Here is a 24,716-nt window from a genome sequence, read left to right as displayed (position 1 = left end):
GCCCCCGGGGGACGGGGGCCGGCCGGTCGCCCGTCTCAGTCCGAGGGGCGCCGCCCCACGGCGAGCAGGGTCGGGTGGACCATGTAGTAGCCCGCGGTGTCGACGATGTAGTCCGGGTGACCCGGGGTCAGGAGCCGTTCGGCCTCGGCGACCTCGTCACTGCTCAGACCCGCGTCGGCGCCGCGTTTGACCAGCGATTCGCGCAGTTCCGGCCAGACGGCGTTCTCCAGGTAGGGGCGCACGGTCGGGTCGGCGTCCACGGGCGAGCCCACCCGCGGGAAGACGTTCACGTGCACGTCGAGCAGCCCCGCGGCCTCCATCCAGACCGTGTGGAGCTCGTAGTGGGCGGGTCCCCCGGAGGGGATCCCCCAGTTGAGCTCGGAGGCGGTGCGCGCCGCCCGCTCCAGCCGCGAGTGACCGGGCAGGAACATGGCCTGGTAGTAGTTGCTGGTGAACAGGCCCAGCACGCCGCCGGGGGCCAGGGCGCGCGCGGCGCGTGCCACCAGGGCCCGGGGGTCGTCGAAGTTGCCGGGCCAGACCACGTCCGAGGCCCAGATCGCGTCGAACCCGTCGCCGGAGCCGGCGGCCTCGTCGAGCACGTCGACCAGGTCGGCGGCGCGCACCTGGACCCGGTCCGAGACCCCCTCGGCCCGTGCGTGCTCACGGGCCAGGTCCAGCACGTCGGCGTTGCGGTCGACGGCCAGGACGCGGGCCCCCGGGCCGGCCGCCCGGGCCAGCGCCACCAGCCCGCCCCCGGCTCCGGTTCCCGCGTCGAGCAGGCGTGTGCGCCCGGACAGGTTCATCGCCCCGACGGCCTGTTCGACGGCCGGGGCGACGAAGGCCCGGTTGGCGAGCAGGTAGGGGACCAGCCCGTTCTTCTGGATGTCTGTCATGGTGTGACTGCCTCGGCTCTCTCACAGCGGGGACGGTGGTGCTCGTTCGTCGGCGCGGTCACGGTCGCGCCGCGGGCACGAGGTGGGGCAGTACGCTGGCCAGCTTCTCGCCGGTCTCCTCGAATTCGCGTTCGGGGCGGGAACCGGACACGATGCCGGCGCCCGCGCGGAGCCAGGCCCGGCCCTGCTCCTCGTAGACGGCGCGCAGGACCAGCGCGGCGTCGAGCTCGCCCCGGGACGTGGCGGTGACCACGGCCCCGGAGTACAGTCCGCGCCCCTCCTCCAGACGGGTGATCGCCTCGATCGCCTGCGGCTTGGGGATCCCCGACGCCGTGATCGCCGGGAACAGCGCCTCGAAGGCGTGCCACGGGGTGGCCCCCTCCTCCAGGCGCCCCCTCACGGTGGAGGCCAGGTGCTGGACGCTGCCGCGGACCGAGACGCTCATGAAGTCGGACACCGCGACGGAGTCCGGGGCGCACACCGACCGCATCTCCGTGACGGCTTCGCGGACCGAGATGGCGTGCTCGTGGATCTCCTTGGGGTCGGCCTCCAGCTCGGCGCGTGCGGCGGTGTCCGCCGCCGTACCGCGCCCCGCCGCCCGGGTGCCCGCGAGCGGGTTGGTCGAGACCTCGCGGTCGGGTCCGACCGTGACGACCAGTTCGGGGCTGAAGCCCGCGCTGCGGAGCCCGTCGAGGTCCAGCAGGAAGGACCGGGCCGGGGTGTTGGCCCTGCGGCCGACCGCGTAGGTGGCGGGGATGTCGACGGGGAAGGGCAGGTCGACCTTCCGGGAGAGGATCACCTTGTGGTAGTCGCCGCGGTCGATCTCGGCGAGGGCCTCGCCCACGAGCGCGCGGTAGCCGTGGGGGTCGGCCTGCGGGTCGAGGGTGGCGCGGGGCCGTGCGGGGGAGGCGACCGGTTCGAGGAGCAGGGAGCGCACCTTCTGGCGCAGCTGCGCCTCGCCCCCGCTGATCCGGGCCCCGTCGGCGGTGATGCGGACCTCGGTCCGGGGCACGATGAGGCGGGCCAGCCGCGCGGCTCCGCCGCCGGCGGCCGGGGCCGCCCCGCGGGAGCGGAGCGCGAAGTCGAACCCCACCCAGCCGTAGGCCCGCCAGGACGGGTCGGGCAGTCCGGCCAGGGCCTCCGCCAGAGCGTCGGCGGGGCTGCCGGTGTAGGCGCGGGAGTCCGAGGTCCCGTCGGCGGCGCGGACCGTGACCCGGTCGCTGTCGAGGTCGACGCCCCACCGCTCGCCGCCGCCGAAGCGCCAGACCCCCTCGCGTTCGTAGAGGACGTATTCGGGGAAGAGCCCCGAGCCCGCGAGCCGGGCGGCGGCCTCGACGGGGTCGAGCGGCCCTTCGACCTGTTCGGTTTCGCTACGGCTCACGGTCGGCTCCTTGCCCCGGACGGCCCGCAGGCCGCCTCCGGTGTACCCGTGGTCAACATGTTTCTCCGGTCTTGTTTCGAGGGCGGCGAGGACGGCCGCCCCTGCGGCGGACGTGCGCGCCGGACGCGGCCCGCTCCACGGCCGCGGCCCGCCGCGAGAGGGTGTCGGCCCGGGGCGGACGCGGGCCCAGGGAGGGCGGGGGACGGGGAGCGGGGGAGTGCGACGTCAGCCCGAGGTGAGCTCGATCGCGCCGGAGGGGCAGCGGTCGACCGCGTTGCGCACGTGCGCGGCGTCGGCGGGGCCGGGGCGGTCGGTGCGCAGGCGCACGAGCCCGTCCTCCTCGCCCTGGTCGAACACGCGGTCGGCGGCGACGACGCACTGGCCGGCGCCGATGCAGACCTCGGGGTGGACGGTGATGCGCACGCGGGGACGTCCTCTTCACTGTGGAGCGGCCCGGTCAGGGCCGCCGGGCGCCCGGGGGCGCCACCGAACCGATCGTAAATGATTATCGTTTTCAAGCGAAGCGCGCGCCCGTGTGGCCGGGGTCGCAGCGCTGTGCGTGCCGCTCCGGTCGCACAGGGTGGTGCCGCCACTCAGCGGCTCCGCTCGCGCAGCGCGTTCTTGTCGACCTTGCCGACCGCGGTCAGGGGGAACGCGTCGACGGCCTCGATCCGGTCGGGGGACTTGTAGCCGGCCAGGCCCCTGCCGCGCAGGAAGGCGGCGAGTTCGCGGACGGTGGGCGGGGCGCCCGCGCAGACCAGGAAGGCGACCGAGCGCTCGCCGAGGTCGGGGTCGGGGGCGGCCACCAGTGCGGCCGCGGACACGCCCGGGTAGGCGAGCAGCTGGCCCTCGACCTCGGTGGCGTCGATCTTCTCCCCGCCGCGGTTGATCTGGTCCTTCACCCGGCCGACGACGTCGATGTGGCCGCTCGGGCGGAGCCGGACGAGATCGCCGGTCCGGTAGAACCCGTCGGGCGTGAAGTGCGTGGTGGCGAGTTCGGGGGAGCGGTAGTAGCCGCGCAGCGTGTAGGGGCCCCGGGTCAGCAGCTCGCCCACGGCGCCGACGGGCACCGGGGCGCCGGCCCCGTCGACCACCCGCACCTCGTCGCCGGGCGAGATGGGCCGCCCCTGGGTGGTGCACACCAGCTCCTCGGGGTCGTCGAGCCGGGTGACGTTGATCAGGCCCTCGGCCATGCCGAACACCTGCTGGAGGCCGCACCCCAGGGTGGGGCGGACGCGGCGCGCCAGGTCGTCGGCCAACCGCGCTCCCCCCACCTGCAGGACCGAGAGGCTCTCGAGCTCGGCCGTGCCCGGAGCCCGGTCGGCGTAGGCCTCCAACCACACGGGCACCATCGGGGGGCTGAGCGCCGTCACGGTCACGCCCTCGCGGGCGATCAGGGGGAACGCCGTCTCGGGGGCGGGGCTGGGCGCCATGACCATCGTGCCGCCCGCGGTCAGCGTGCCGAGGATCCCCGGACAGCACATCGTGAAGTTGAAGGCGGCGGGCAGCGCGGCGAGGTAGACGCTGTCCGCGGTGAGGCCGCAGGCGGCCGCGGCGGCGCGGGCGTTGTAGCCGTAGTCCTGGTGCGTGCGCGCAATGAGCTTGGGCGTCCCCGTCGTCCCCCCGGAGAGCAGCAGGAGCGCGATGTCCCCGGGGTCGGGCCGGTCCGGGGCGGGGGCGCTGTTCGCGGGGGCGTCGGCGCGCAGTTCCCCGAAGCCGACGGCGCCTTCCAGGCCGCCGGTGTCACCGACGACGATCACGTGGCGCAGCTCTTCGTGCTCCTCGAGCACGGACGCGGCCAGGGTCCGGTAGTCGAAGCGCGCGTGGCGGTCGGCCACGGCGTAGCCGACCGCCCCGGTGGTCCGCAGCAGGTGGGAGATCTCGTGGCCGCGGTGGCCGGGCATGGCGTGGACCGGAACGGCGCCGAGGTACTGCAGTCCGAACCAGAGCAGCAGGAACTCCGCCCGGTTGGGCAGCTGCACCACCACCCGGTCGCCCCGGCGCACCCCCCGGCGGTGGAGCCCCGCCGCCACCGCTCCCGCCTCCGAGGCCAGTTCGGCGTAGGTCCACCGGCGGTCGCCGTCGACGAGCGCGACGGCGTCGGGGCGTCGCTGCGCCTGCCGCGCCAGCACGTCGGCCAGGACCTCCTCGCGCCAGAAGCCGGCCGCCCGGTAGCGCTCGCGCGCCTCCTCCGGCCACCCCGGCCAGTCCGGTGCCGACGCCTCGGGCGGGTTCGCACTCTTCGTCATCTCTGCTCCTTTTGCGTTCTTCGCCACACAAGTGGGGGATCGCGCTCGATGCCGCGCTTAGGATAAAAAAGATAACGGTTTTCGTTTTCATCTGTACCATCGGCCCCCCGACCCCCGCCGGAACCGGGCCGGAACCCCCGAGCCCGCCGCCAGCCAAGGAGACGATCACGCGTGTCGCTGCCAGCCGGTCCGCCAACGGTGCCCACGACGGAGGGGGAGCTGCGCGACGCCGTCGCCGCGCTGTTGAGCATCCCCCCGGAGGAGATCGGCCCTGATGACGACCTGTTCGAGCTCGGTCTGGACTCCATCGCCCTGATGCGCCTGGCCGCGAGGTGGCGGCGCTCCGGCGTCGGGGCCGGCTTCGACGAACTCGCGGAAGCGGCGACCCTGCGCGGTTGGCAGCGGCTCCTGGCGCCGGCCGCCCCCGCCCAGGAAGCCCGCACCGACGCGGAGGGCCCCGGCACACCCTTCCCGCTCGCCGCCATGCAGCACGCCTACTGGATCGGCCGCCAGGAGGGCCAGCCCCTCGGCGGGGTCGGAGCGCACTTCTACGCCGAGCTCGACGGCTCGGCCGTCGACCCGGTGCGCCTGGAGACCGCCGTGACGGCACTGCGCCGCCGCCACGGCATGCTGCGGGTCACCGTGCTCGACGACGGCCGCCAGCGCGTCCTGGACCACCCGCCCGGCCCCGCGCTGACCGTGCGGGACCTGAGCGCGGAGACGGCCGAGCGGGTCGAGCGGCAGCTGGCCGAACTGCGCGAGCACTACACCCACCGGCGGATGGACGTCGAGCGCGGCGAGGTGTTCGACCTCGCGCTGACGCTCCTGCCCGGCGGGGCCACCCGGTTGCACATCGACCTCGACATGCTGGCGGCCGACGCCGCGAGCATGCGGGTCCTGCTGCGCGACCTCCAGCTGCTCTACACCGACCCCGGCGCCGGCCTTCCGGAGCTCCCCCTGGACTACCGCGCCTACCTGGACGCCGTCGGGACCGCGCGGGAGCGGGAACGCGAGGAGGACCGCGCCTGGTGGAGCGGGCGCCTGGAGTCGCTGAGCGCCCCGCCGGCCCTGCCCACCGTCGTGGACCCCCTCGACCCGGACTCGGCCGCACCGCGCTTCCACCCGACCACCCGGCTGCACCACTGGCTCGACCCCGAGCGCAAGCAGCGGCTGCTGGCCGCCGCGCGCGGCCACGGGGTCACCCCCGCCGCCGCGCTGGCGGGCGCCTTCGCCGAGACCCTCGGGGCCTGGAGCGACTCCCCGAGGTTCCTGCTCAACCTCCCGCTCTTCCACCGCGACCTGGACGTGGAAGGGGCCGAGTCGCTGGTCGGGGACTTCAGCAGCTCGATCCTGCTCGACGTCGACCTCACCGAGGAGCGCACCTTCGCCGAGTCCGCGCGCCACGTGCAGACCCGCCTGCGCACGGCGGCCGCCCACGGCTCCTACTCCGGCGTCGAGGTGCTCCGCGACCTCTCCCGAGCCTCCGACGGCGTTCCGGCCCTGGCCCCCGTCGTCTACACCAGCGCACTGGGGCTGGGCGAGGTCTACGACTCCGAGGTCAGGGCCGCGTTCGGCGAGCCCGTGTGGATCATCTCCCAGGGCCCGCAGGTCTGGCTGGACGCACAGGTGACCGAACTCGACGGCGGGCTCCTCCTGAACTGGGACGTGCGGTACCGCGCGTTCGAGCCCGGCGTCCCCGAGGCGGCGTTCGCGGCCTACCGCGACCTCGTCGACTCCCTCGTCGACGACCCCTCGGCCTGGACCGGGCCCGTGCGCCTGCCGCTCCCCGAGGACCAGGCGCGCGTGCGCGCCGCGGCCAACGCCACCGACGCGCCCGCCGTGACCGAGCGGCTGCACGAGGGCTTCTTCCGCGCCGCCCGCGAACACCCCGACGCCCTCGCCCTGATCCCCGACGCCGGCGAACCGGTGACCTACGGCGCGCTCGCAGACCGCGCGGGCCGTGTCAGCGCGCTGCTGGCCGGGGCCGGGGTGGCGCCGGGCGACGCCGTGGCGGTCAGCCTGCCCCGGGGCGCGGCACAGGTCGCCGCGGTGCTCGGGGTCCTGGGCGCCGGCGCCGCCTACGTCCCCGTCGGGGTGGAACAGCCCGCCGAGCGCACGGCGCGCATCCTGGCCGCGGCCGACGCCGCGGCCCTGCTCACCGACGCCGCGCACGCCGACCGGCCCACCGGCCCGGCGCGGGGCCGCACCGGACCGCCGGTCGTGCTGGTCGAGGACGCGGACGGGTGCGCACCCGCGCCGCCGGACCTCGCACAGCCCCTCGACGCGACCGCCTACGTCATCTTCACCTCGGGATCCACCGGGGTCCCGAAGGGCGTGGAGGTCTCCCACGGGGCGGCCGTCAACACGATCGCCGCGCTGAACGACCGCTTCGACGTGGGACCGCGGGACCGCGGGCTGGCCCTCGCGGACCTGGACTTCGACATGTCCGTCTACGACCTCTTCGCCCCCCTGTCCGCGGGAGGGTCGGTGGTCCTCGTCTCGGACGAGGCCCGCCGCGACGCCCACCACTGGGTCGCGCTGATGCGCGAGCACGGCGTCACGCTCCTGAACTGCGTGCCCGCCCTGCTCGACATGGTGCTGACCGCCGCCGAGTCGCGCCCCGGCGGCTTCGGCGACCGGCTGCGGTTCGTCCTGCTCGGCGGCGACTGGGTCGGCCTCGACCAGCCCGGGCGCCTGCGCGCCCTGGCCCCGAAGGCGCGGTTCACCGCCCTGGGCGGGATGACCGAGGCCGCCGTGCACTCCACGGTGTTCGAGGTCGACCGGGTCGACCCCTCGTGGACGTCGATCCCGTGGGGCCTCCCGCTGCCCAACATGCGCACCCGGGTCGTGGACCACCACGGCCGCGACCGCCCCGACTGGGTCCCGGGCGAGCTCTGGGTCAGCGGCGCGGGACTGGCGACCGCCTACCGCGGCGACCCCGGGCGCACCGCCGAGAAGTTCGTCACCGACCAGGGCCGCAGGTGGTACCGCACCGGCGACCGGGCACGCTACCGCTCCGACGGCGTCCTGGAGTTCCTCGGCCGCGCCGACCACCAGGTGAAACTGCGCGGACACCGCATCGAGCTCGGCGAGGTCGAAGCCGCCGCCGCCTCGTGTCCGGGCGTCCCGGCCGCGGTGGCGCTCGTCACCGGCACACCGCGCAGGCTCGCCCTGGTGGCCGCCGCGGCGGCGGGGCCGGCGGCCGAGGCGGAGCTCCGCGCCACCCTGGAGCGCAACCTCCCCTCCTACATGGTCCCCACCCAGATCGTGCTGGTGGACGCCCTCCCCCTGACCGCCAACGGCAAGCCCGACCGCCGGCGCGCCGAGGTCCTGGCCACGGCCGCGACCGGCCGCGCCCCCGAGGACGACGGCGACGGGGACGGGTCCCCGCGCGGGTGGGCCGAGACCGTGGTGGCCGAGGTCTGGGGCGAGCTCCTGGACGTCAAGGGCATCCGGCGCGACGACGGGTTCTTCGCCCTGGGCGGCGACTCGCTCCTGGCCACCCGGATGATCGGCGCCCTGCGCGAGCGCGGCGCGGGTGGCGCACGGGTCGCTGGCCTGTTCGCCTCCCCCGCGCTGGCCGACTTCGCCGCCACCCTCACCCGGCAGGAACCGCCGACCGGCACCGTCCTGGGCGAGGGCGACACCGCCAACCGCCACCTGCCCTTCCCGATGACCGACGTCCAGCGGGCGTTCTGGATCGGACGCGACAGCAGGCTCTCCCTCGGCGGCGTGGGCACCTACCACTACAGCGAGTTCGACGGCGCCGACGTCGACCTCGACCGGTTCACACGCGCCTGGACGGCCCTGGTGGACCGGCACGAGATGCTGCGCGCCGTCTTCGACGAGGACGGACGCCAGCGCATCCTGCCGCAGACGCCGCCGGTCACGGTGGCCGTCACGGAGGCGGCCACCGAGGAGGAGGCCGCGCAGGCCCTGGCCGCGCTGCGCGAGGAGGCCTCCCACCTGAGCATCGACCTGACCCGGTGGCCCCTGTTCGAGCTGCGGGCCGTGCGCTATCCCAGCGGAGGCGCCACGCGCACGCGCCTGGCGATCGGGCTCGACTACATCGTCCTCGACGCCGCCTCGATCATCGCCCTGTACGGAGAGCTCGACCGGCTCTACAGCGACCCCGGGGCGGAGCTGGAGCCGATCGACGTCTCCTTCCGCGACTACGTCCTGCAGTCCGAACCCGACCCCGACGCGGTCGAGCACGCGCGCCGGCACTGGACGCGCCGGCTCCGGACACTGCCGCCCGCACCCGCGCTCCCGCTGGTCGCCGACCCCTCCACCGTGGAGCACCCCCGTTTCACCCGCCGCCGGCGCCCCCTCCGCGCGCAGGCCTGGGAGGCGATCACCGACAAGGCCCGCGCCCACGGCCTGACACCGTCGGTCGTCCTGCTGACCTGCTACGCGGAGGTCCTGTCGGCCTGGAGCGACCACCCGGAGGTGGCGGTCAACCTCACCCTGTTCAACCGGCAGCCGGTCCACCCCCACATCGACCTGATCATGGGCGACTTCACCTCGGTGTCCCTGCTCGGCTACGAGCCGCGCCCCGGGGAGCCGTGGCCGGCCGCCGCGCACCGCCTGCAGCGCGTCATGAGCGAGGACCTCGACCACCGCGAGGCCTCCGTGACCTGGCTGCTGCAGGAGCTCGCCAAGCGCACCGGGGCGGTCGACGCGGCCATGCCCGTGGTCTTCAGCAGCTCCGTCGGGGTGGGCGACCGCACCGTCAAGGACCTCTCCGACGGTTTCCCCGAAAAGGTGTGGGGCATCTCCCAGACCCCGCAGGTGCTCCTGGACAACCAGGTCACCGAGTCCCAGGGCGGCGTCATGGTCACCTGGGACGCCATCGAGGAACTGTTCCGTCCCGGCGTGCTCGACTCCATGTTCGACGCCTACAACACGATGCTGGCCTGGCTGGCCGGGAACGACTGGGACACGGCCGCCCCGCCGGTGCTCCCGCACGCCCAGGCGGACACGCGCCGTCCCGCCCAGGGAACCCTCCCCGCCGCCGCGGAGGGCACCCTCCACGGCGAGGTCCTGCGCCGGGCCCAGGAGGACCCGGACCGCCCCGCCGTCCTCGGCGCCCTCGGCCGCGAACCCCTCACCTACGGCGGACTCGCCGCGCGGGCCGCCCGGGTCGCGGGCGGCCTGGCCGAGCGGGGCACGGGCCCCGGCGACGTCGTCGCGATCACCCTGCCCCCCGGAGCCGACCGGGTCGTCGCGATCCTGGGGGTGCTCTCCACCGGCGCGGCCTACCTGCTGGGCGACCCGGGGGCGCCCCCCTCGCGACGCGAACACGACCGGCGGGCGGCCGGAGCCCGCGTCTCGATCGTCGGCCCCGGCCGCGCGGACGGACCCGACCAGGCCGAACTCGCCGACCTCGCCGCCGCCGAACCCCTGCGGACCGCGGTCGCCGCCGACCCCGGGGCGAGGGCCTACGTCACCGTCCAGGCGGGCCCGGACGGGGAGGACGCCGCGGTCGAGTCCGTCGACCACCGCTCGGCGGTGGCGACGATCGCCGCGGTGCGCCAGCGGTTCGGGATCGACGCGCGGGACCGGGTGCTCGCGGGCGACCCCCCGGCGGCGGCCGTGGGCGCGTTCAGCGTGTTCGGGCCGCTCGGCGCCGGCGGCGCACTGGTGTGCCCCGCGACCGACGTCGTGACCGACCCCCGCGCCGCGGCCGCGCTGGCCGCCGAGCACGGCGCGACGGTGTGGAACGGCCCGCCGATGCTGCTCGACGAGCTGATCGCGGCGGCCCCTGCCGGCGAGGGGACGCCGCTGCGCGACCTGCGCCTGGCGCTCGTCTCGGGCGACCGGGTGGGCACCGGACTGGCCGGGCGCCTGCGCCGGGCCACCGGCGGCGGCCGGCTCGTCGCGCTGCACGGCGGCCGTGGCAGCGCCGGCTGGGCGAGCGCCGTCGAGCTCGACGCCGACGCGGACCGCTCGACGCCCTCCGGGCGGCCCCTGGCGGGCCACCGGTTGCGCGTGGTGGACTCCGCGGGCCGCGAATGCCCCGACCAGGTGATCGGCGACCTCTGGATCGCAGGCCCCGACGCCGTGCCCGACCCGGCCACGGCCGGGGCGTCCGACCCGGCCGGGCGGCTCCGCCCGACCGGGACCCGTGCCCGGTACCTGCCCGGCGGCGCCGTCGAGTTCCTCGGTCCCGACCCGCAGGTCTGGCTCAACGGCCGCCGCGTCGACATCGGCGCGGTCGAGGGCGCCGTCGAGTCGCACCCGGGCGTCGTCCACGCGGCGGTGGTCACCGTGGGGGAGGGACGCGAACGCCGCCTCCACGCCTACACGGTGACCGCCGACGGGGAGGAGCCCGACGGCCTCTCCCGCCACCTGTCCGGCCTGCTGCCCCCCTTCGCGGTCCCGGCCCGGATCACCCGCCTGCCCCGCCTGCCCCTGACCGCCGCGGGCGCCGTGGACCGCGGCGCGCTGGCCGAGGAGGCCGCCGTCCGGGAGCGCGCCGCGTCGGGACCGCCCACGGGCGAGACCGAGATCCGCGTCGCCGCCCTGTGGACCGAGCTCCTGGGCGCCGGGGCCGAGCACCGCCACGCCGACTTCTTCGCCGCCGGCGGCGACAGCCTGAGCGCCCTGCGCCTGGTCACAGCCACGGGCGAGGCGTTCGGCGTCGAGATCTCGGTCCGTTCCTTCCTCACCGCATCCACCCTCGCCGACCTGGCACGACAGGTCGACCACGCGCTCGCCTCCCGCGACGACGAAGAAAGCGGAATCCTATGAACGCCCATCAGCTCGTTTCCGAGATGGAGAAGGACGGCATCCGGCTCTGGGAGGACGACGGCGCCCTGCGGTTCCGCGCCCCCAAGGGCGTGCTGACCGAGGAGCGCAAGGCGCTGCTGCGCGAGAACCGCGCCGAGGTCCTCGCCCACCTGACCGCCCGCCGCCTCGCCACCCGCATCACCCCCGACCCCGAGTCGGCCGGAACCCCCTTCCCGCTGACCGACATCCAGGCGGCCTACCTGATCGGCCGCGGCAGCGCCTACGGGTACGGCGGGGTGGCCTGCCACGTCTACGTCGAACTCTCCTTCCCGGCCGACACCGACCCGGAGCGGCTCCAGGAGAGCTGGTGGTCCGTGGTGCGCCGCCACGGCATGCTGCGCGCGGTGGTCCACCCCGACGGCTTCCAGGAGGTCCTGCCCGAGATCCCGGAGACGCCGGTGCCGACCGCCGACCTGCGCGGCGCCACCCCCGCCGAGGTCGAGGAGCGCGTGGACCTGGTGCGCCGGGAACTCGCCTCCAGGGTTCCGCCCACCGACGTTCCGCCGCTGTTCGAGCTGCGGATGACGCGCTGCGCCGACGAACTCGTCCTGCACCTGTCGATCGACCAGCTCATCGTCGACTACGCCAGCCTGCTGCTGGTCCTGTCCGAACTGGAGGACACCTACCACGGCCGGGAGACCGGGACCCCGGAGATCGGTTTCCGCGACTACGTCCTGGCGCGCCGCAACCAGACGCTCACCGGCGAGTACGACCGCGCCCGCGACTACTGGACCCGGCGGCTGCCCACCCTGCCCCCCGCCCCCGACCTGCCGCTGCCCGCCGACGGCGGCCGGGTCGGCGCCTTCCGGCGCTTCGAGGAGATCCTGGGCGCCGAGCAGCGCGCGTCCTTCGAGGCCAACGCCGCCCGCGCCGGGGTCACCGCCTCGGCCGCCGCGATGGCCGCCTACGCCGAGGTGCTGGGCCGCTGGAGCCGCAGCCCGCAGTTCACGCTCAACGTCCCCACCTTCACCCGCCTGCCCCTGCACGCCGACGTCGACCGCCTCGTGGGGGACTTCACCGCGGTCGAACTCCTCGCCGTCGACCTGCGGCCCGCGCAGACGTTCGCCGAACGCGCGGCCACCCTGCGCGACACCCTGCTGGAGGACCTGGCGCACTCCCTGTACACCGGGAGCCAGGTCCTGGCCGACCTCACCCGGCGCAGCGACAGCGACACCGTGCTCATGCCGGTCGTGTTCACCAGCACGCTCGGCTCGGCGGCGGCCCGCCGGCCCGCCGCGGCCATCCGCCACGCCCAGACCCAGACCCCGCAGGTCTGGCTGGACTGCCAGGTGATGGAGCGCGCCGACGAACTGGCCCTGAGCTGGGACGTGCGCGAAGGGGTCCTGGGCGGTGACACCGCCGCCGACCTCTTCGCCGCCTTCACCGCCCTCATGACCCGTCTCGCCGAGGACCCGGACGCCTGGAACGAGGCGGCCCGCATCGAACTGCCGGAGGGCACCCGCGCCGTCCGCGAGCGGGTCAACGACACCGCCGCCCCGGTGCCGCGCGCCCTGCTGCACGAGGGGGTGCTGGCCGCAGCCGAGCGCGACCCCGGGCGCGTCGCCGTGATCGACCGGGACCGCTCGCTGACCTACGGCGAGCTGGTCGGGCGCGCGACGGCGGTCGCACGGGCGCTGGGCGCCGCCGGCGTCGGCGCGGGCGACCTGGTCGCCGTCACGATGGAGAAGGGGTGGGAGCAGGTCGCCGGCGTCCTGGGCGCCCTGATGGCGGGCGCCGCCTACCTCCCCCTGGACACCACGCAGCCGGCGCGCCGCCGTACGGCGATCCTCACCGACGCCGGGGCCTCGGTCGTGCTGACCCAGTCCTGGCTGGTGGAGGAGGGGGAGTGGCCCCCGGGATGCACCACCGTCGCCGTCGACAGCCTTCCCCTCGCCTCCGGCCCGCCGCCGCGGCCCGACACCGGCCCCGACGACCTGGCCTACGTCATCTACACCTCGGGGTCGACCGGCGCCCCCAAGGGCGTCATGATCAGCCACGCCGCGGCGCTGAACACGGTCACCGACGTCAACCGCAGGTTCGGGGTGACCGCCGACGACCGCGTCCTCGCACTGGCCCAGCTCGGTTTCGACCTCTCCGTCTACGACGTCTTCGGCCCGCTGGCGGTGGGGGCCGCCGTGGTGCTGCCCGACCCCGCGCGCCGCGGAGACCCCTCCGAGTGGATCGAGACCGTCCGGTCCGCGAAGGTCACCTTCTGGAACTCGGTGCCCGGACAGCTGCAGATGGTGCACGACTACTTGCGCGCCGACGACCCGCCCCTGCCCTCCCTGCGCGTCGCGCTGCTGTCGGGCGACTGGATCCCCACCGCGCTGCCCGAGGCCGTGCGGACCTGGGCCCCGAACATGGCGGTGCACAGCCTGGGCGGCGCCACCGAGGCGTCGATCTGGTCCATCCACCACCCGATCGACCGGGTCGACCCCTCCTGGCGCAGCATCCCCTACGGCAGGCCGATGGACAACCAGACGTTCCACGTCCTCGACACGGCGCTGCGGCCCTGTCCCGACCTGGTCGTGGGCGAGCTGTACATCGGGGGCATCGGGCTGGCCCAGGGCTACTTCGGCGACGAGGAGCGGACGGCGGCCCGGTTCATCCGGCACCCGGAGACCGGTGAGCGCCTCTACCGCACCGGCGACATGGGCCGCTACTGGCCCGACGGGGTGATCGAGTTCCTCGGGCGCGAGGACCAGCAGGTCAAGATCCGCGGCTACCGGATCGAGCTCGGCGAGGTCCAGGCGGCGGTGGAGTCGCTGCCGGAGGTGGGCGCCGCGGCGGTCGTGCTCACCGGCGGGCGCGGATCCGGGCCCACGGGCGCGGGCCAGAGCCTGACGGCCTTCGTCGAACCCGCCCACCGCGACACCCCCCTCCCGCTCCCGCAGACACTGCTCCCCGCCGTCCGCGACGCCGCCCGGCAGGCCGGACAGCGGGTGGACCTCGACGGACTCGCCGCGTTCCGCGCCGCGCTCGGCGAGGCGGCCGCGGCGTCCATCGCCGACACGCTCGCCCCGGCCTTCGCCGGGGGCGGCGAGCTCACACCGGAACAGGTGTGCGACGCGCTGGGAGCGGCCCCCGCACACCACCGCCTGGTGCGGCGCTGGATCCGGGGGCTCGTCACGGACGGCCTCCTGGAGCGCACCCCCGGCGGGAAGCTCGCCGGCCTGCGCGCCCCCGGCCCGCAGGCCACCGCCCGCGCCTGGGACGAGGCCGCCCGCCTCGAGAAGAAGGCGCGGTGGAGTCCCGAACTGTTCGCCACGGTGCGTGCCGGAGCCGAGCACCTGGCCGACCTGGTCGCCGGGCGGGAGGAGGCGGCCCGGCCGTTCTCCGGCGCCGACCCGCGGGCGCTGACCGCCGCCTACGCCGCGAACGCCGGCTCCTCCGCGCTGCGCTCGGTCCTGGCCGCCGCGGCCGCCGAGATCGCACGCACCCGCGACACCGCCGAACCGCTGCGGATCATGGAGGTCGGGCTGCGCGGCGGCGGCGTGGCCGGCGACCTGCTGCCCGCCCTGGCCGACCACCGGGTCGACTACCTGGGGACCGACGCGTCGGCGCAGAACCGGTCCGTGTTCGAGCAGGACTTCGCCGACGACCCGCGCGTGCGCTGCGCGGCCTTCGACCCCGCGCAGGACCCCGCCGGGCAGGGGCTGGCCCGCAACTCCGTGGACCTGCTGGTCTGCGTCGGCGTCCTGGACAACCTCCCCGACGTGGAAGAGGCCCTGGAGCGCCTCTCCACCCTGGTGGCGCCGGGCGGGTGGATGCTCCTGCTGGCCAACACCGACGACGACGACCACGCGCTCCGGATCTCCGCGGAGTTCACGGCCGAGCACGCGGGACCGTTCACCGACGTCCGTCAGGAGCAGGAGCAGACGTTCCTGCGCCACGAGCAGTGGCAGGAGCTGTTCCGCGGCCGCGGCCACCAGGTCGCCGCCGCGTTCCCCGAGGACACCGGAACGGCCCGGGCCTTCGGCCAGCACCTCTACCTGGTCCGTGCCAAGCCCCTGCAGGAGCCGGTCGAGGTGGCGTCGCTGACGCGCCGCGGCCACGAACTGCTCCCCGAGTACTCGGTGCCCTCCCAGTGGGAGGTCGTCGACGCCCTGCCGAGGACGGAGAACGGCAAGCTGGACCGCGGCGCGCTGGAGAAGCGTTCGCTCGAACTGGGCGCCGGCCCCGCCGAGGAGGCCGGCGACCAGAACCCCCGCGACGACCTCGAGCGCGCACTGGCGGCCCTGTGGGCAGAGCTGCTCGAGACGGAGCGCATCGGACGCGACGACGACCTCTTCGCGCTGGGCGGCGACTCGCTGCTGGTGGCCCGGATCGTCGGACGGCTGCGCGACGGGCTGGCCGGCCACGAATGGGACCTCGAGTGGGAGGTCGTCCTGCGCCACCTGCTGCGCCGGCCGACCATCGCCGGCCTCGCCGCCTACCTGCGGGAGCTCTCCGCCCCCGAGGCGGAGGCGGACGCCGAGAACTCGCCGCTGGTGGAGCTGATCCGGCCCGAGCCCGGCGCCCCGGTGACCGTGCTCGTGCACGCCGGAACGGGGACCCTGCTGCCGTACCGGCCCCTGGTCACCCGGCTCCGCGCCCGTTCCGGTGAAGGACACGGGCTGGTGGGCCTGGAGCTGCCGGCGCCCGAGAACTTCCGCAACGCCGACCCGAACGGGCTCATCGACCGCACGGCGGCCGAATACGTGCGCGCCCTGCTCGACGCCGGACACACGCGGGTCGACGTCGTCGGCTACTGCGTGGGCGGGGTCATCGCCACCGAGGTGGCCCGGGGGATCGCCGAAGCCGGCGCCACCGTCCGCAGCCTCACGGTCATCAGCAGCCACAGCCCGACCTTCCGCATCGACGACGAGCTGCTCTCGGAGTACTCCTTCTCGCTCATGATGGGCATGGACCCGGCCCACATCGGGTTCCCCGCCGACTCCGAGCGCGTGGGCGAGGCGGTCTCCGCCGTGCTCGACCGCTCTCCCGAGGCCGTCCTGGACGGCGCGATCGCCGACCTGGACGGGGAGTTCGCCGACGTCGCGGCCGCCTTCGAGGCACTGGAGGCGGTGCCGCGCATGGCCCGGGTGACCCGCATGTGCGAGGCGCTGCCGCCCGAGCTCGCCGACACCTACCAGCCCGAGGGCCTGCTGCGGGCCCTGCGCACCTACCAGCAGAGCACCTTCGCGCTGAGCCGGCACCGGGCCGAGCCCTACGCGGGCGACATCACCTTCCTGCGGCACAACGGCGCCTACCCCTTCCCCGGCAGCGCCGACACCATCGCCGACCACTGGGCGAGGATCTGCCTCGGCGAACTGCGCACCCGCGACATCCCGGGCGAGCACTTCACCTGCATGACGGGTGAGAACGTCCCCACGGTCGACGACCACCTGCACGAGATCATCGAAGGGAAGACCTCTTGATCGGCATCATCGGCGCCTCCGGCGCGGTCGGGCGCCACACCGCCGCGGCCCTGGCCGAGGCCGGCGCGGGCCCGCTGCGCCTGGGGGCCCGGCGGCCCTCCGCCGTCCCCCCGGGCCCCTGGCCCGAGGGCAGCGAGACCGTCGGGGTCGACGCCTCCGACCCCGCCTCGCTCGCCCGGTTCAGCGACGGCTGCACCCTGCTGGTCAACTGCGCCGGTCCCAGCTACCTCCTCAAGGACACCGTCGCGCTGGCCGGACTGGCCGCGGGCGCCGACGTCGTCGACGTCATGGGCGACGACCCCGTCCACGAGTCCCTGGCGGAGTCGGGCGCGGTCGGGCCGGACCGCTGCGTCGTCCTGTCGGCCGGGACCGTCCCCGGCCTGGCGGGCCTGGTCCCCCTCTGGCTCGCCGGGGCCGGCCCCGCGAACGGGCCGGCGCTCAGGATGACCGGCTACGCGGGCGGGCTGGAGCACGCGACCGAGAGCGTGGCGGCCGACATCGTGCTCTCCCTGGACACCGGGGGAGCGGGCGGCGAGCGCTTCGGCCACCCCCTCGCGGCCTGGCGGCACGGCCGCCGCGCCCCGGGGGTCCTGCGGGTGGCCGACAGCGCCCAGGCCCCCTACTTCCCCCACCCGGTCGCCCTGCAACCGCTCCTGACCACCGAGGTGGAGCGCCTGGCCGCGCGCATGGACCTGGCCGAGGCCGACTGGTACAACGTCCTCCCCGGAACACAGGTGCGCGAGCTGCTCACCGCGCTGCCGACCCTGCCGATGGACACCGCCGAGCAGCGCGACGCGGTGACCGGGCGCATCCGGCGCGCCGCCGAGGTCGACGCCGCGGGCGGCGTGCCCTACTACCGGCTGGTGTTCAGCCTCTCGGGCCGGGACTGGGCGCGCACCTGCGTGGTCCACTGCGACAGCAGCTACCGGCTCACCGGAGCCGTCGCGGCGCTCGCGGCCCTGGACGTCCTGGCCGGCCGCATCGGCAAGGGGCTGCACTACGCGGCCCAGGCGATGGACCCGCAGGCCACGGTGGAGGCGCTGAGGGCCAACGGGGACGCGGAGTTCGCGGTCCACCACCACGCCGCCGCACCGCCGGTCCCCGGCGACGCGGCCGAGGCCGTCGAGGACGGTGAGCTGTGAACGCGCCGGCACCGCTGCGCACCGTCGTCTGCGGCACGAACTTCGGCCGCCTCTACATCGACGCCGTCCGGCGCCACCCCGGGTTCACCCTCGCGGGGCTCCTCTCCACGGGCAGCAGCCACTCCCGGGAACTGGCCGAACGGCACGGCGTGCCCTGCTACACCTCCCCGGACGGGCTCCCCGCCGACATCGACGCGGCCGTCGTGGCGGTGCCCGCGGCGGTCATGGGGGGCCAGGGGTCCGAACTCGCGCGCACCCTGCTCGCCAGGGGCGTGCACGTGCTCCAGGAGCACCCGCTGCACCCCGACGAGCTGTCGGAGTCCCTGCGCACTGCGAGGAAGGCCGGCCGGCAGTTCCAGGTCAACACCCACTACCCCCACGTGGCGCCGGTGCGCGAGTTCATCGAGGCGGCGCGCCGACTGCGCCGGCTGCAGCGTGTCCTGTTCGTCGACGCGGCGGCCCCGGTCCACGTCCTGGCCCCCCTGATCGACATCCTGGCGCGCGCCCTGGGCGGCACCCGCCCCTGGAGGCTGGGCGATCCCGTTCCACCGACCGAGGACGTCGTGGCGGCGGCGAAGGGGGAGGCGCCGCTGAGCCTGCTGCACGGGGCCATCGCCGGGGCCCCGCTGACACTGCGGGTGCACAACCAGATCCACCCCGGGGACCGGGACAACCACTCCCTCTTCTGGCACCGCGTGGCGGTGGGGACCGAAGGGGGGGTCCTGACCCTGGCCGACACCCACGGGCCCGTGCTGTGGCACCCGCGGATCCACTCCCCCCGCGACTCCGGGCACCGGTTGGTGTTCACGCCCGGAACCGGGGCCGAGTCGCTGCGGCTGCCCGCGTCGGCGGTCCTGGGCCAGGCGGGACCGCCGCCCCGGATCTTCGACATCTTCTCCGAGCTGTGGCCCGAGGCGATCGGCGAGGCCCTCGACGGGTTCGCCGCGGCCGTCGCCGAGGGCGGGGACCCGCTCCGGTCGGCCCAGCAGGACCTGGCGGTCTTCGCCCTCTGGCGGGAGCTGATGGAACGCCTGGGGCCGCCGGAGCTGATCCGTCCCCCCGCCCCCGAGCCCCTGGCGCCGGATGTGCTCGCGGCGCCGGGCGCCGACGCCCTGGCGGAGCCCGCCGCGTCCGGGCCGGGGGCGACCGCGAGGCCGGCCCCGGCCCCTCCCGGTGATCCGGCCCGCCCGCACGCGGCGGACCTGTCGGACTACAACGAGGCGGCGGAGTTCTTCGACCTCGGCGCCCGCGAGCACACCGCGCGCACGGGTCCCGCGGTCGTGGCGTGCCTGAGCGGGATCGACCCCCGGAACGGCCCGCTGGTGGACGTCGGGGCGGGCAGCGGACTGGTCACCCGGCAGGTCGCGGCGGCCTACCCCGACTGCCGGGTGATCGCCGCCGAACCCGCGGCGGGGATGCGCGCCCTGCTCACGGGCAGGGTCGGCGACGACCCCGGGCTCGCGCAGCGGGTGACCGTCCTCCCGCACGCCGCGGAACGCCTGCTGGAACCGGGGGTGCTGCCCGACCGGCTGTGCGGGGTCGTCATCTGCGGGGTGCTGGGCCACCTCGACCCGGACCTGCGGAGGGACCTCCTGCGGGGACTGGCGGAGCGCCTGGCGCCCGGCGCCCCGATCGTCGTCGAGCTGACGGGGATGCGCGAGCCCATGAGGATGGGCCCCACCCTGCTGCGCCACGCCGAACTCGGCGAACAGCGGTACGAGTGGTGGATGTCCGGCCGACCGGACGGGCCGGACCGGATGCGGCTCGACACCGAGTGGCGCGTCCTCCGCGGGGGCGAGCCCGTCCGCACGGTCCGCGAGCAGTACCGCTGGTACACGCTGGAGCTCGAACAGCTCGCCCGGGAGAGCGGTCTGCGCCTCGCACCGCCGCCCGCGCCCCACGCCGCGGGCGTGCCCTACCTGGGCACGCTCACGGCGCCGGGGGACGGGGCGGTCACCACGTGACGAGTACCCGTTCGGGTCCGAAGGCGATGCCGTCGTGACGGAAGCGGACCGACTCGAACGGCTCCGCCGCCCGCAGGCCCGGCATCCGGTCGACCAGGGTGCCGATGGCGACGCCGAGTTCGAGGCGGGCGACGTTCTGGCCGACGCACTGGTGGATCCCGTAGCTGAACGCCACGTGGGTCCTGCCGGTGCGGTCGAAGTCGATCCGCTCCGGGTCGGGGAAGACGGCGGGGTCGTGGTCGGCGGCCGCCAGCAGCGGGATGATCCCGTCGCCGGCGGGGATCACGGTCCCGCCGACCTCGATGTCCTCGGTGGCGGTGCGCAGGGCGATGGAGTCGCCCACGGACAGGGTCCGCAGGAGCTCCTCGACCGCCTGCGGGAGTACCGCGGGGTCGCGCCGCAGCCGTTCGAGCAGGTCCGGCCGCTGGAGCAGGGCGAGCACGCTCAGGGCGATCTGGTTGGTGGTGGTCTCCCACCCCGCGACGATCAGGATACTGATCGTGGTCACCAGTTCCTGCCGGGTCAGCTCGCCGGACCGCAACCGCTCGTGGACCAGCCGGCTCAGCAGGTCCTCGCCGGGGTCCTCCTCCTTCGCGCGCACGGCGTCCTCCACCACCGCGCCCAGGGCGCCGATGCCCTCGCTGGCCCCCTCGGCGGTGCTGCCGCCCCCGCCGAAGACCTGCGAGCCCAGGGTCTCCGTGACGCGCCGGAACAGCTGGTCGCCGCGGCGCAGGCCGACCAGCTCGCACATGACGGTGCTGGAGACCACGTGGGCGAAATGGGTCACCAGGTCGGCGGGCGGGCCGTAGTTCAGCAATTCGTCGATCCGGTCGTCGACGATCCGCTGGATGTCGCGGCGCATCCGGCGGGCCTTGCGCACCGTCATCTCGGCGAGCAGCATCCGCCGGAACCGGGAGTGCTCGGGCGGGTCCATGCGGATGAACGGCGTCGTCTTCGTGCCGGCCTCCTGTTCTCCTTCCACCAGCGCCGGAAATCCCGGACGGCGGATGTCCGCGCTCACGCGGGTGTCGGCGAGCACCGCGCGGACCTCCTCGTAGCCGGTGACCACCCAGGCCGTGCGGCCGGTCGGCAGGGCCACCCGGGCCACGGGCCCCCGCCGGCGCAGGTCGGCGTAGGCGCGCGGGGCCGAGAACGGGCACTCGCGCGGCATGGGGAAAGCCGGAAGGTTCACTCGGTCGGCGTCGGACACGGGGACACCAGCCCTTCTGTTCGGATTGCGGATACCACGAGAAAGCTCGGAGAAATGGAGGGATCAACCGTTCTTCATTCATAACTTTACAGTCCGCGGGTTCGATCTCCAATATGATGGATCGTCCGCAATGCGAGACCAATGTCACCGGGGTCGCCAATGGCGACGCCATTAAAAGCCATTCTTTTTTCACAGGAAAGAATGCGAGGAGAAGAATGACCATGGACCCGCGGCAAGCGCCCCTCAGCCCGTGGCTGCGCCGGCCCCGGCACCGCCCCCGGGCGGACGTGCGCCTCATCTGCCTGCCCCACGCCGGGGGATCGGCGTCCTCGCTGCGACCGTGGCAGTACCTGCTGCCCCCCGGCATCGAGGCGCTGACCGTGCAGTACCCCGGCCGCGAGGACCGCTTCGGCGACCCCATGGTCGACACGATGCCCGAGGTCGTCGACGCGGTCGTGGACGCGCTCGACCCCCTCCTGGACCGCCCCTACGCACTCCTGGGGCACAGCATGGGCAGCGCCGTCGCCTACGAGGTGGCCGTGGAGGCGCGCCGCAGGTCGCTGCCGCCGCCGGTCCGGCTGTTCGCCTCGGGGCGGCCCTCCCCCCACGACGCCGAGCGCGGCGACGTCCACCTGCGCGACGACGACCACCTGGCGGCCGACCTCACCCGGCTGGGCGGCACCCCGCCGGAGGTCCTGGCCGACGAGGAGCTGCGGACCGCGGTCCTGGGCTACGTGCGCAACGACTACCGGCTGATCGAGACCTACCGGCCGACCCGGGCGGAACCGCTCGACACGCCCGTGCACGTGTTCGTCGGCGCACAGGACCCGGAGTGCTCCGAGGAGGCCGCCGCGACCTGGAAGAACACGACGACCGGCGACGTCACGACCGAGGTGTTCCCGGGCGGGCACTTCTTCCTCGTGCAACAGCGCCGCGCGGTCGCGGCGACCATCGCCCGGGCCCTGGGCCACGAGCCCACCGAGACCGCCCCCACCTGGCCCAGCACACCCTGAGACCGTCACGACAAGGAAGATCACCATGGTCGCGGACTACTACACAGCCTCCGCCGAGTTCTACGAGATGGTCGCCGCACGCCACGTGCTCACCAGCGCCGGACCGCTGCGCACGGCGCTGGCCGGCGTCGACCCCGCCCACGGCCCCGTCGTCGAGATCGGGGCGGGCACGGGCCGCATCACGGAAGTGATCGCCGCAGCCCTGCCGCACACCCCGATCCTCGCCGCGGAGCCGTCCACGCCCATGCGGGCGATGCTCACCAGCCGCGTCGTCGGCAAGGAGGACCTCCGCCGCCGCGTGACCATCAGCGCCGAGCCGGCCCAGCACCTGCGCCTGCCCGACAGTGTCGGTGCGGTGGTCGTCTTCGGCGTGCTGGGGCACCTGACCGGGGAAGAGCGGGTCGCGCTCTGGCGCAAGCTGGGCGAACACGTCCCGCCCGGCGCCCCGATCGTCGTGGAACTCATGGGCACGGGCACCGCCAGGAGCATCCCCCCCTTCCGCATGCTGCGCGAACGCATCGGCGAGCAGACCTACGAGTGGTGGACGCAGGCCGAACCCGTCGAGGGCGACCTGCTGCGATGGGAGACGACCTGGAAGGTCCTCCGCGACGGCGAGGTGGTGCGCAGCACCAGCGACACCTACATGTGGGAGAACCTCAGCGTCGCCCGCCTCGCCGAGGAGGCGGGCATGGACGGACGCCTGGTCGGCGAGCCCGGCCTCCCCGGAGCGCCGGAGATCGGCGTCCTCACCGTCCGGGGCGCCTAGGAGCCGTCCTCCTCATCCCCGTGGCCTTCGAGCGGGGTGCCGGGTACGGTCGTCGGGTGATGCCGACGACGCGACGCGAGTGCCCGCTGCACGGAGCGGGGGTGGACCCGGCGCGTCTGGTCGGGCGCCGCGTGCGGCAGGTCACGGCCACGTGGCACGTGCGCGCCGACCAGGCCGGTCGAGGTCTGGCTCGTCGACGACCTCGGCGACGCCGTTCACCTGACGACCGGCTCCGACTGGTGCCTGGTCGTGGACGACGCCGCGCCCCGCTCCGGTGACGACATGGGCGAGCACGGCACTGTGGAGGTCGCACCGTGGACGCACGGGTCGCCGTTCGTCCGTCATGCGGGGGAGCCTGTCGTCGCGGTGCACGAGAGGTTCGACTCCTACACCGGCCGTGTCGGCCTGGAGATCGTCTTCCCGACCGGCAGCGTCGAGTACGAGAGCTGGTGCGGGGACTTGCGCCCAGTGGGCTGACCGCCAAGGGGACGCCCTCGGTCATGGCCGGTGCGGGTCACGGGACGGAGCTCATTCACAGGACGGTCCTCGGTCCCGGGGGCGGCCGGTCGTGCCTACCTCCGGCCGGTTCCGGAACCCCTGAGGTCCTCGAGCAGCCGGAGGGAGTGCTCCAACGCGCGTTGGTACAGGGCAGGACGCTTCTCTGCGAGAGCTGTCCTGATCCGGACGTCCTCGGTAATGCTCGCGAGTGCCTGTTCGGTCTGTCCCAGCTTGCTCAGGAGGCGGGCCTGGGTGTTCAGGGACGCGGCGAGGTCCGGCAGGTAGGCGTCGGGCAGTTGTCGGGCCAGGGTGCGGCGGACGCCGACGGCTTCGGTGACCGCTCGGAGCGCTTGCTCGGATTGTCCCAACGCGCTCAGACTGCGGGCTTGGTTGTTGAGGGCTCTGGCGAGGTCGGGCAGGTGTACGTCGGGGCGTTGCCGGGCCAGGCGGCGGCTGATGTCCACGGCTTCGGTGATCGCCTTCAGGGCTTCTTCGGTCCTGCCCAGGTCGGCTAGGCGAAGCGCTTGGTTGTTCAGGGATGCGGCGAGGTCGGGCAGGTAGGCGTCAGGGAGCTGTCGGGCCAGGTTACGGCGGATGTCCACGGCTTCGTCGATCGCTTCGAGTGCTTCCTTGGTTCGCTTCAGAGCACCCAGGCGGACGGATTGGTTGTTGAGGACCATGGCGAGCTCGGGCAGGTGGGTGTCCGGTAGTTGCCGGGCCAGGGTGCGGCGGATGTCGACGGCTTCGGTGATGCTTGCGAGTGCCTGTTCGGTCTGGCCCAGCGTGCTCAGTCGGAGTGCTTGGTTGTTCAGGGACGAGGCGAGGTCGGGCAGGTAGGCGTCGGGGAGCTGTCGGGCCAGGGTGCGGCGGATGTCGACGGCTTCGTCGATCGCCTGGAGTGCTTGTTCGGGTCGTCCCAGTTCTGCCAGGCGGGTGGACTGGTTGTTCAGAGCCATGGCAAGGGCGGGCAGGTGTGCTTCGGTACGCTGCTGGACCAGGAGCCGGTAGTGCTGGACGGCTTCGGTGATGGCTTCGAGCGCTTGCTCGGCCTGTCCCATGTCGGACATGTGGAGGGCCTGGTTGTTCAGGGATCCTGCGAGGTCGGGCAGGTGGGTGTCCGGTAGTTGCCGGGCCAGGGTGCGGCGGATGTCGACGGCTTCGTCGATCGCCTGGAGTGCTTGTTCGGGTCGTCCCAGTTGAGCCAGGCGGGTGGCCCGGTTGTTGAGGGCCATGGCGAGGTCGGGTAGGTGGGCGTCGGGGAGCTGCCGGGCGAGGGTCCGGTAGTGCTGGAGGGCTTCGTCGATCGCCTGGAGTGCTTGTTCGGGTCGTCCCAGTTGAGCCAGGCGGGTGGCCCGGTTGTTGAGGGCCATGGCGAGGTCGGGTAGGTG

General features: G+C 74.6%; 13 protein-coding genes. 7 read left to right on the top strand and 6 right to left on the bottom strand.

From position 1 onward, the window contains the following. Nucleotides 1–35: 35 nt before the first annotated feature. The 4 genes from ACWGL3_RS14865 to ACWGL3_RS14850 all read right to left on the bottom strand — a co-directional run bounded on the left by ACWGL3_RS14865 (nt 36) and on the right by ACWGL3_RS14850 (nt 4,523). Complete coding sequence (locus tag ACWGL3_RS14865) at nt 36–893, bottom strand: SAM-dependent methyltransferase (RefSeq protein WP_267944958.1); 858 nt, start codon at nt 891–893, stop codon at nt 36–38. Between the two features lie 58 nt (nt 894–951). Continuing rightward, complete coding sequence (locus ACWGL3_RS14860) at nt 952–2,274, bottom strand: salicylate synthase (protein WP_267944957.1); 1,323 nt, start codon at nt 2,272–2,274, stop codon at nt 952–954. A gap of 225 nt (nt 2,275–2,499) precedes the next feature. After that, nucleotides 2,500–2,697, bottom strand: coding sequence for a ferredoxin (locus tag ACWGL3_RS14855; RefSeq protein ID WP_267944956.1), 198 nt, complete (start codon nt 2,695–2,697; stop codon nt 2,500–2,502). 170 nt (nt 2,698–2,867) lie between these two features. Beyond that, nucleotides 2,868–4,523, bottom strand: coding sequence for a (2,3-dihydroxybenzoyl)adenylate synthase (locus ACWGL3_RS14850; protein WP_452461414.1), 1,656 nt, complete (start codon nt 4,521–4,523; stop codon nt 2,868–2,870). A gap of 171 nt (nt 4,524–4,694) precedes the next feature. Between ACWGL3_RS14850 and ACWGL3_RS14845 the strand changes: the two genes are divergently transcribed. From ACWGL3_RS14845 to ACWGL3_RS14830, 4 genes are read left to right on the top strand one after another with little or no spacing between them, the layout of a single operon-like run. Next, on the top strand, nt 4,695–11,276 hold the full coding sequence (locus ACWGL3_RS14845; RefSeq protein WP_452461413.1) for an amino acid adenylation domain-containing protein: 6,582 nt from the start codon (nt 4,695–4,697) through the stop codon (nt 11,274–11,276). Next, complete coding sequence (locus tag ACWGL3_RS14840) at nt 11,273–16,735, top strand: amino acid adenylation domain-containing protein (RefSeq protein WP_452461412.1); 5,463 nt, start codon at nt 11,273–11,275, stop codon at nt 16,733–16,735. Before ACWGL3_RS14845 ends, ACWGL3_RS14840 begins: the two co-directional genes overlap by 4 nt. Continuing rightward, a complete protein-coding gene (locus tag ACWGL3_RS14835; RefSeq protein WP_267944952.1) occupies nt 16,732–17,877 on the top strand; it encodes an NAD(P)H-binding protein in 1,146 nt (381 codons plus the stop codon). Before ACWGL3_RS14840 ends, ACWGL3_RS14835 begins: the two co-directional genes overlap by 4 nt. Next, on the top strand, nt 17,874–19,841 hold the full coding sequence (locus ACWGL3_RS14830; protein ID WP_452461411.1) for a Gfo/Idh/MocA family oxidoreductase: 1,968 nt from the start codon (nt 17,874–17,876) through the stop codon (nt 19,839–19,841). The genes ACWGL3_RS14835 and ACWGL3_RS14830 overlap by 4 nt, the downstream gene beginning before the upstream one ends. Here ACWGL3_RS14830 and ACWGL3_RS14825 read toward each other — a convergent pair. Next, nucleotides 19,831–21,033 (bottom strand): cytochrome P450, encoded by a 1,203-nt coding sequence (locus tag ACWGL3_RS14825; protein WP_452461410.1) that lies wholly within the window; start codon nt 21,031–21,033, stop codon nt 19,831–19,833. The two genes, ACWGL3_RS14830 and ACWGL3_RS14825, sit on opposite strands and share 11 nt — an antisense overlap. A 233-nt stretch (nt 21,034–21,266) precedes the next feature. Here ACWGL3_RS14825 and ACWGL3_RS14820 point away from each other — a divergent pair, with 233 nt between their 5' ends. From ACWGL3_RS14820 to ACWGL3_RS14810, 3 genes are all read left to right on the top strand, one after another. Next, nucleotides 21,267–22,064, top strand: coding sequence for a thioesterase II family protein (locus ACWGL3_RS14820; protein WP_452461409.1), 798 nt, complete (start codon nt 21,267–21,269; stop codon nt 22,062–22,064). Nucleotides 22,065–22,089: 25 nt separating this feature from the next. Beyond that, nucleotides 22,090–22,830: a class I SAM-dependent methyltransferase gene (locus tag ACWGL3_RS14815; protein WP_452461408.1), complete on the top strand. Its 741-nt coding sequence runs from the start codon at nt 22,090–22,092 to the stop codon at nt 22,828–22,830. Nucleotides 22,831–23,079: 249 nt separating this feature from the next. After that, nucleotides 23,080–23,307: a hypothetical protein gene (locus tag ACWGL3_RS14810; RefSeq protein WP_267944947.1), complete on the top strand. Its 228-nt coding sequence runs from the start codon at nt 23,080–23,082 to the stop codon at nt 23,305–23,307. Nucleotides 23,308–23,402: 95 nt separating this feature from the next. On the opposite strand, the gene ACWGL3_RS14805 is transcribed toward ACWGL3_RS14810, so the two are convergent. Next, nucleotides 23,403–24,716 (bottom strand): tetratricopeptide repeat protein (locus tag ACWGL3_RS14805; protein ID WP_452461407.1); only part of this gene is annotated, 1,314 nt, incomplete at its 5' end.

The organism is Nocardiopsis sp. NPDC055824, from assembly GCF_053616335.1.
Note: the sequence above shows the minus strand (reverse complement) of the source record. Positions and strands in the feature narration are given on the sequence as shown.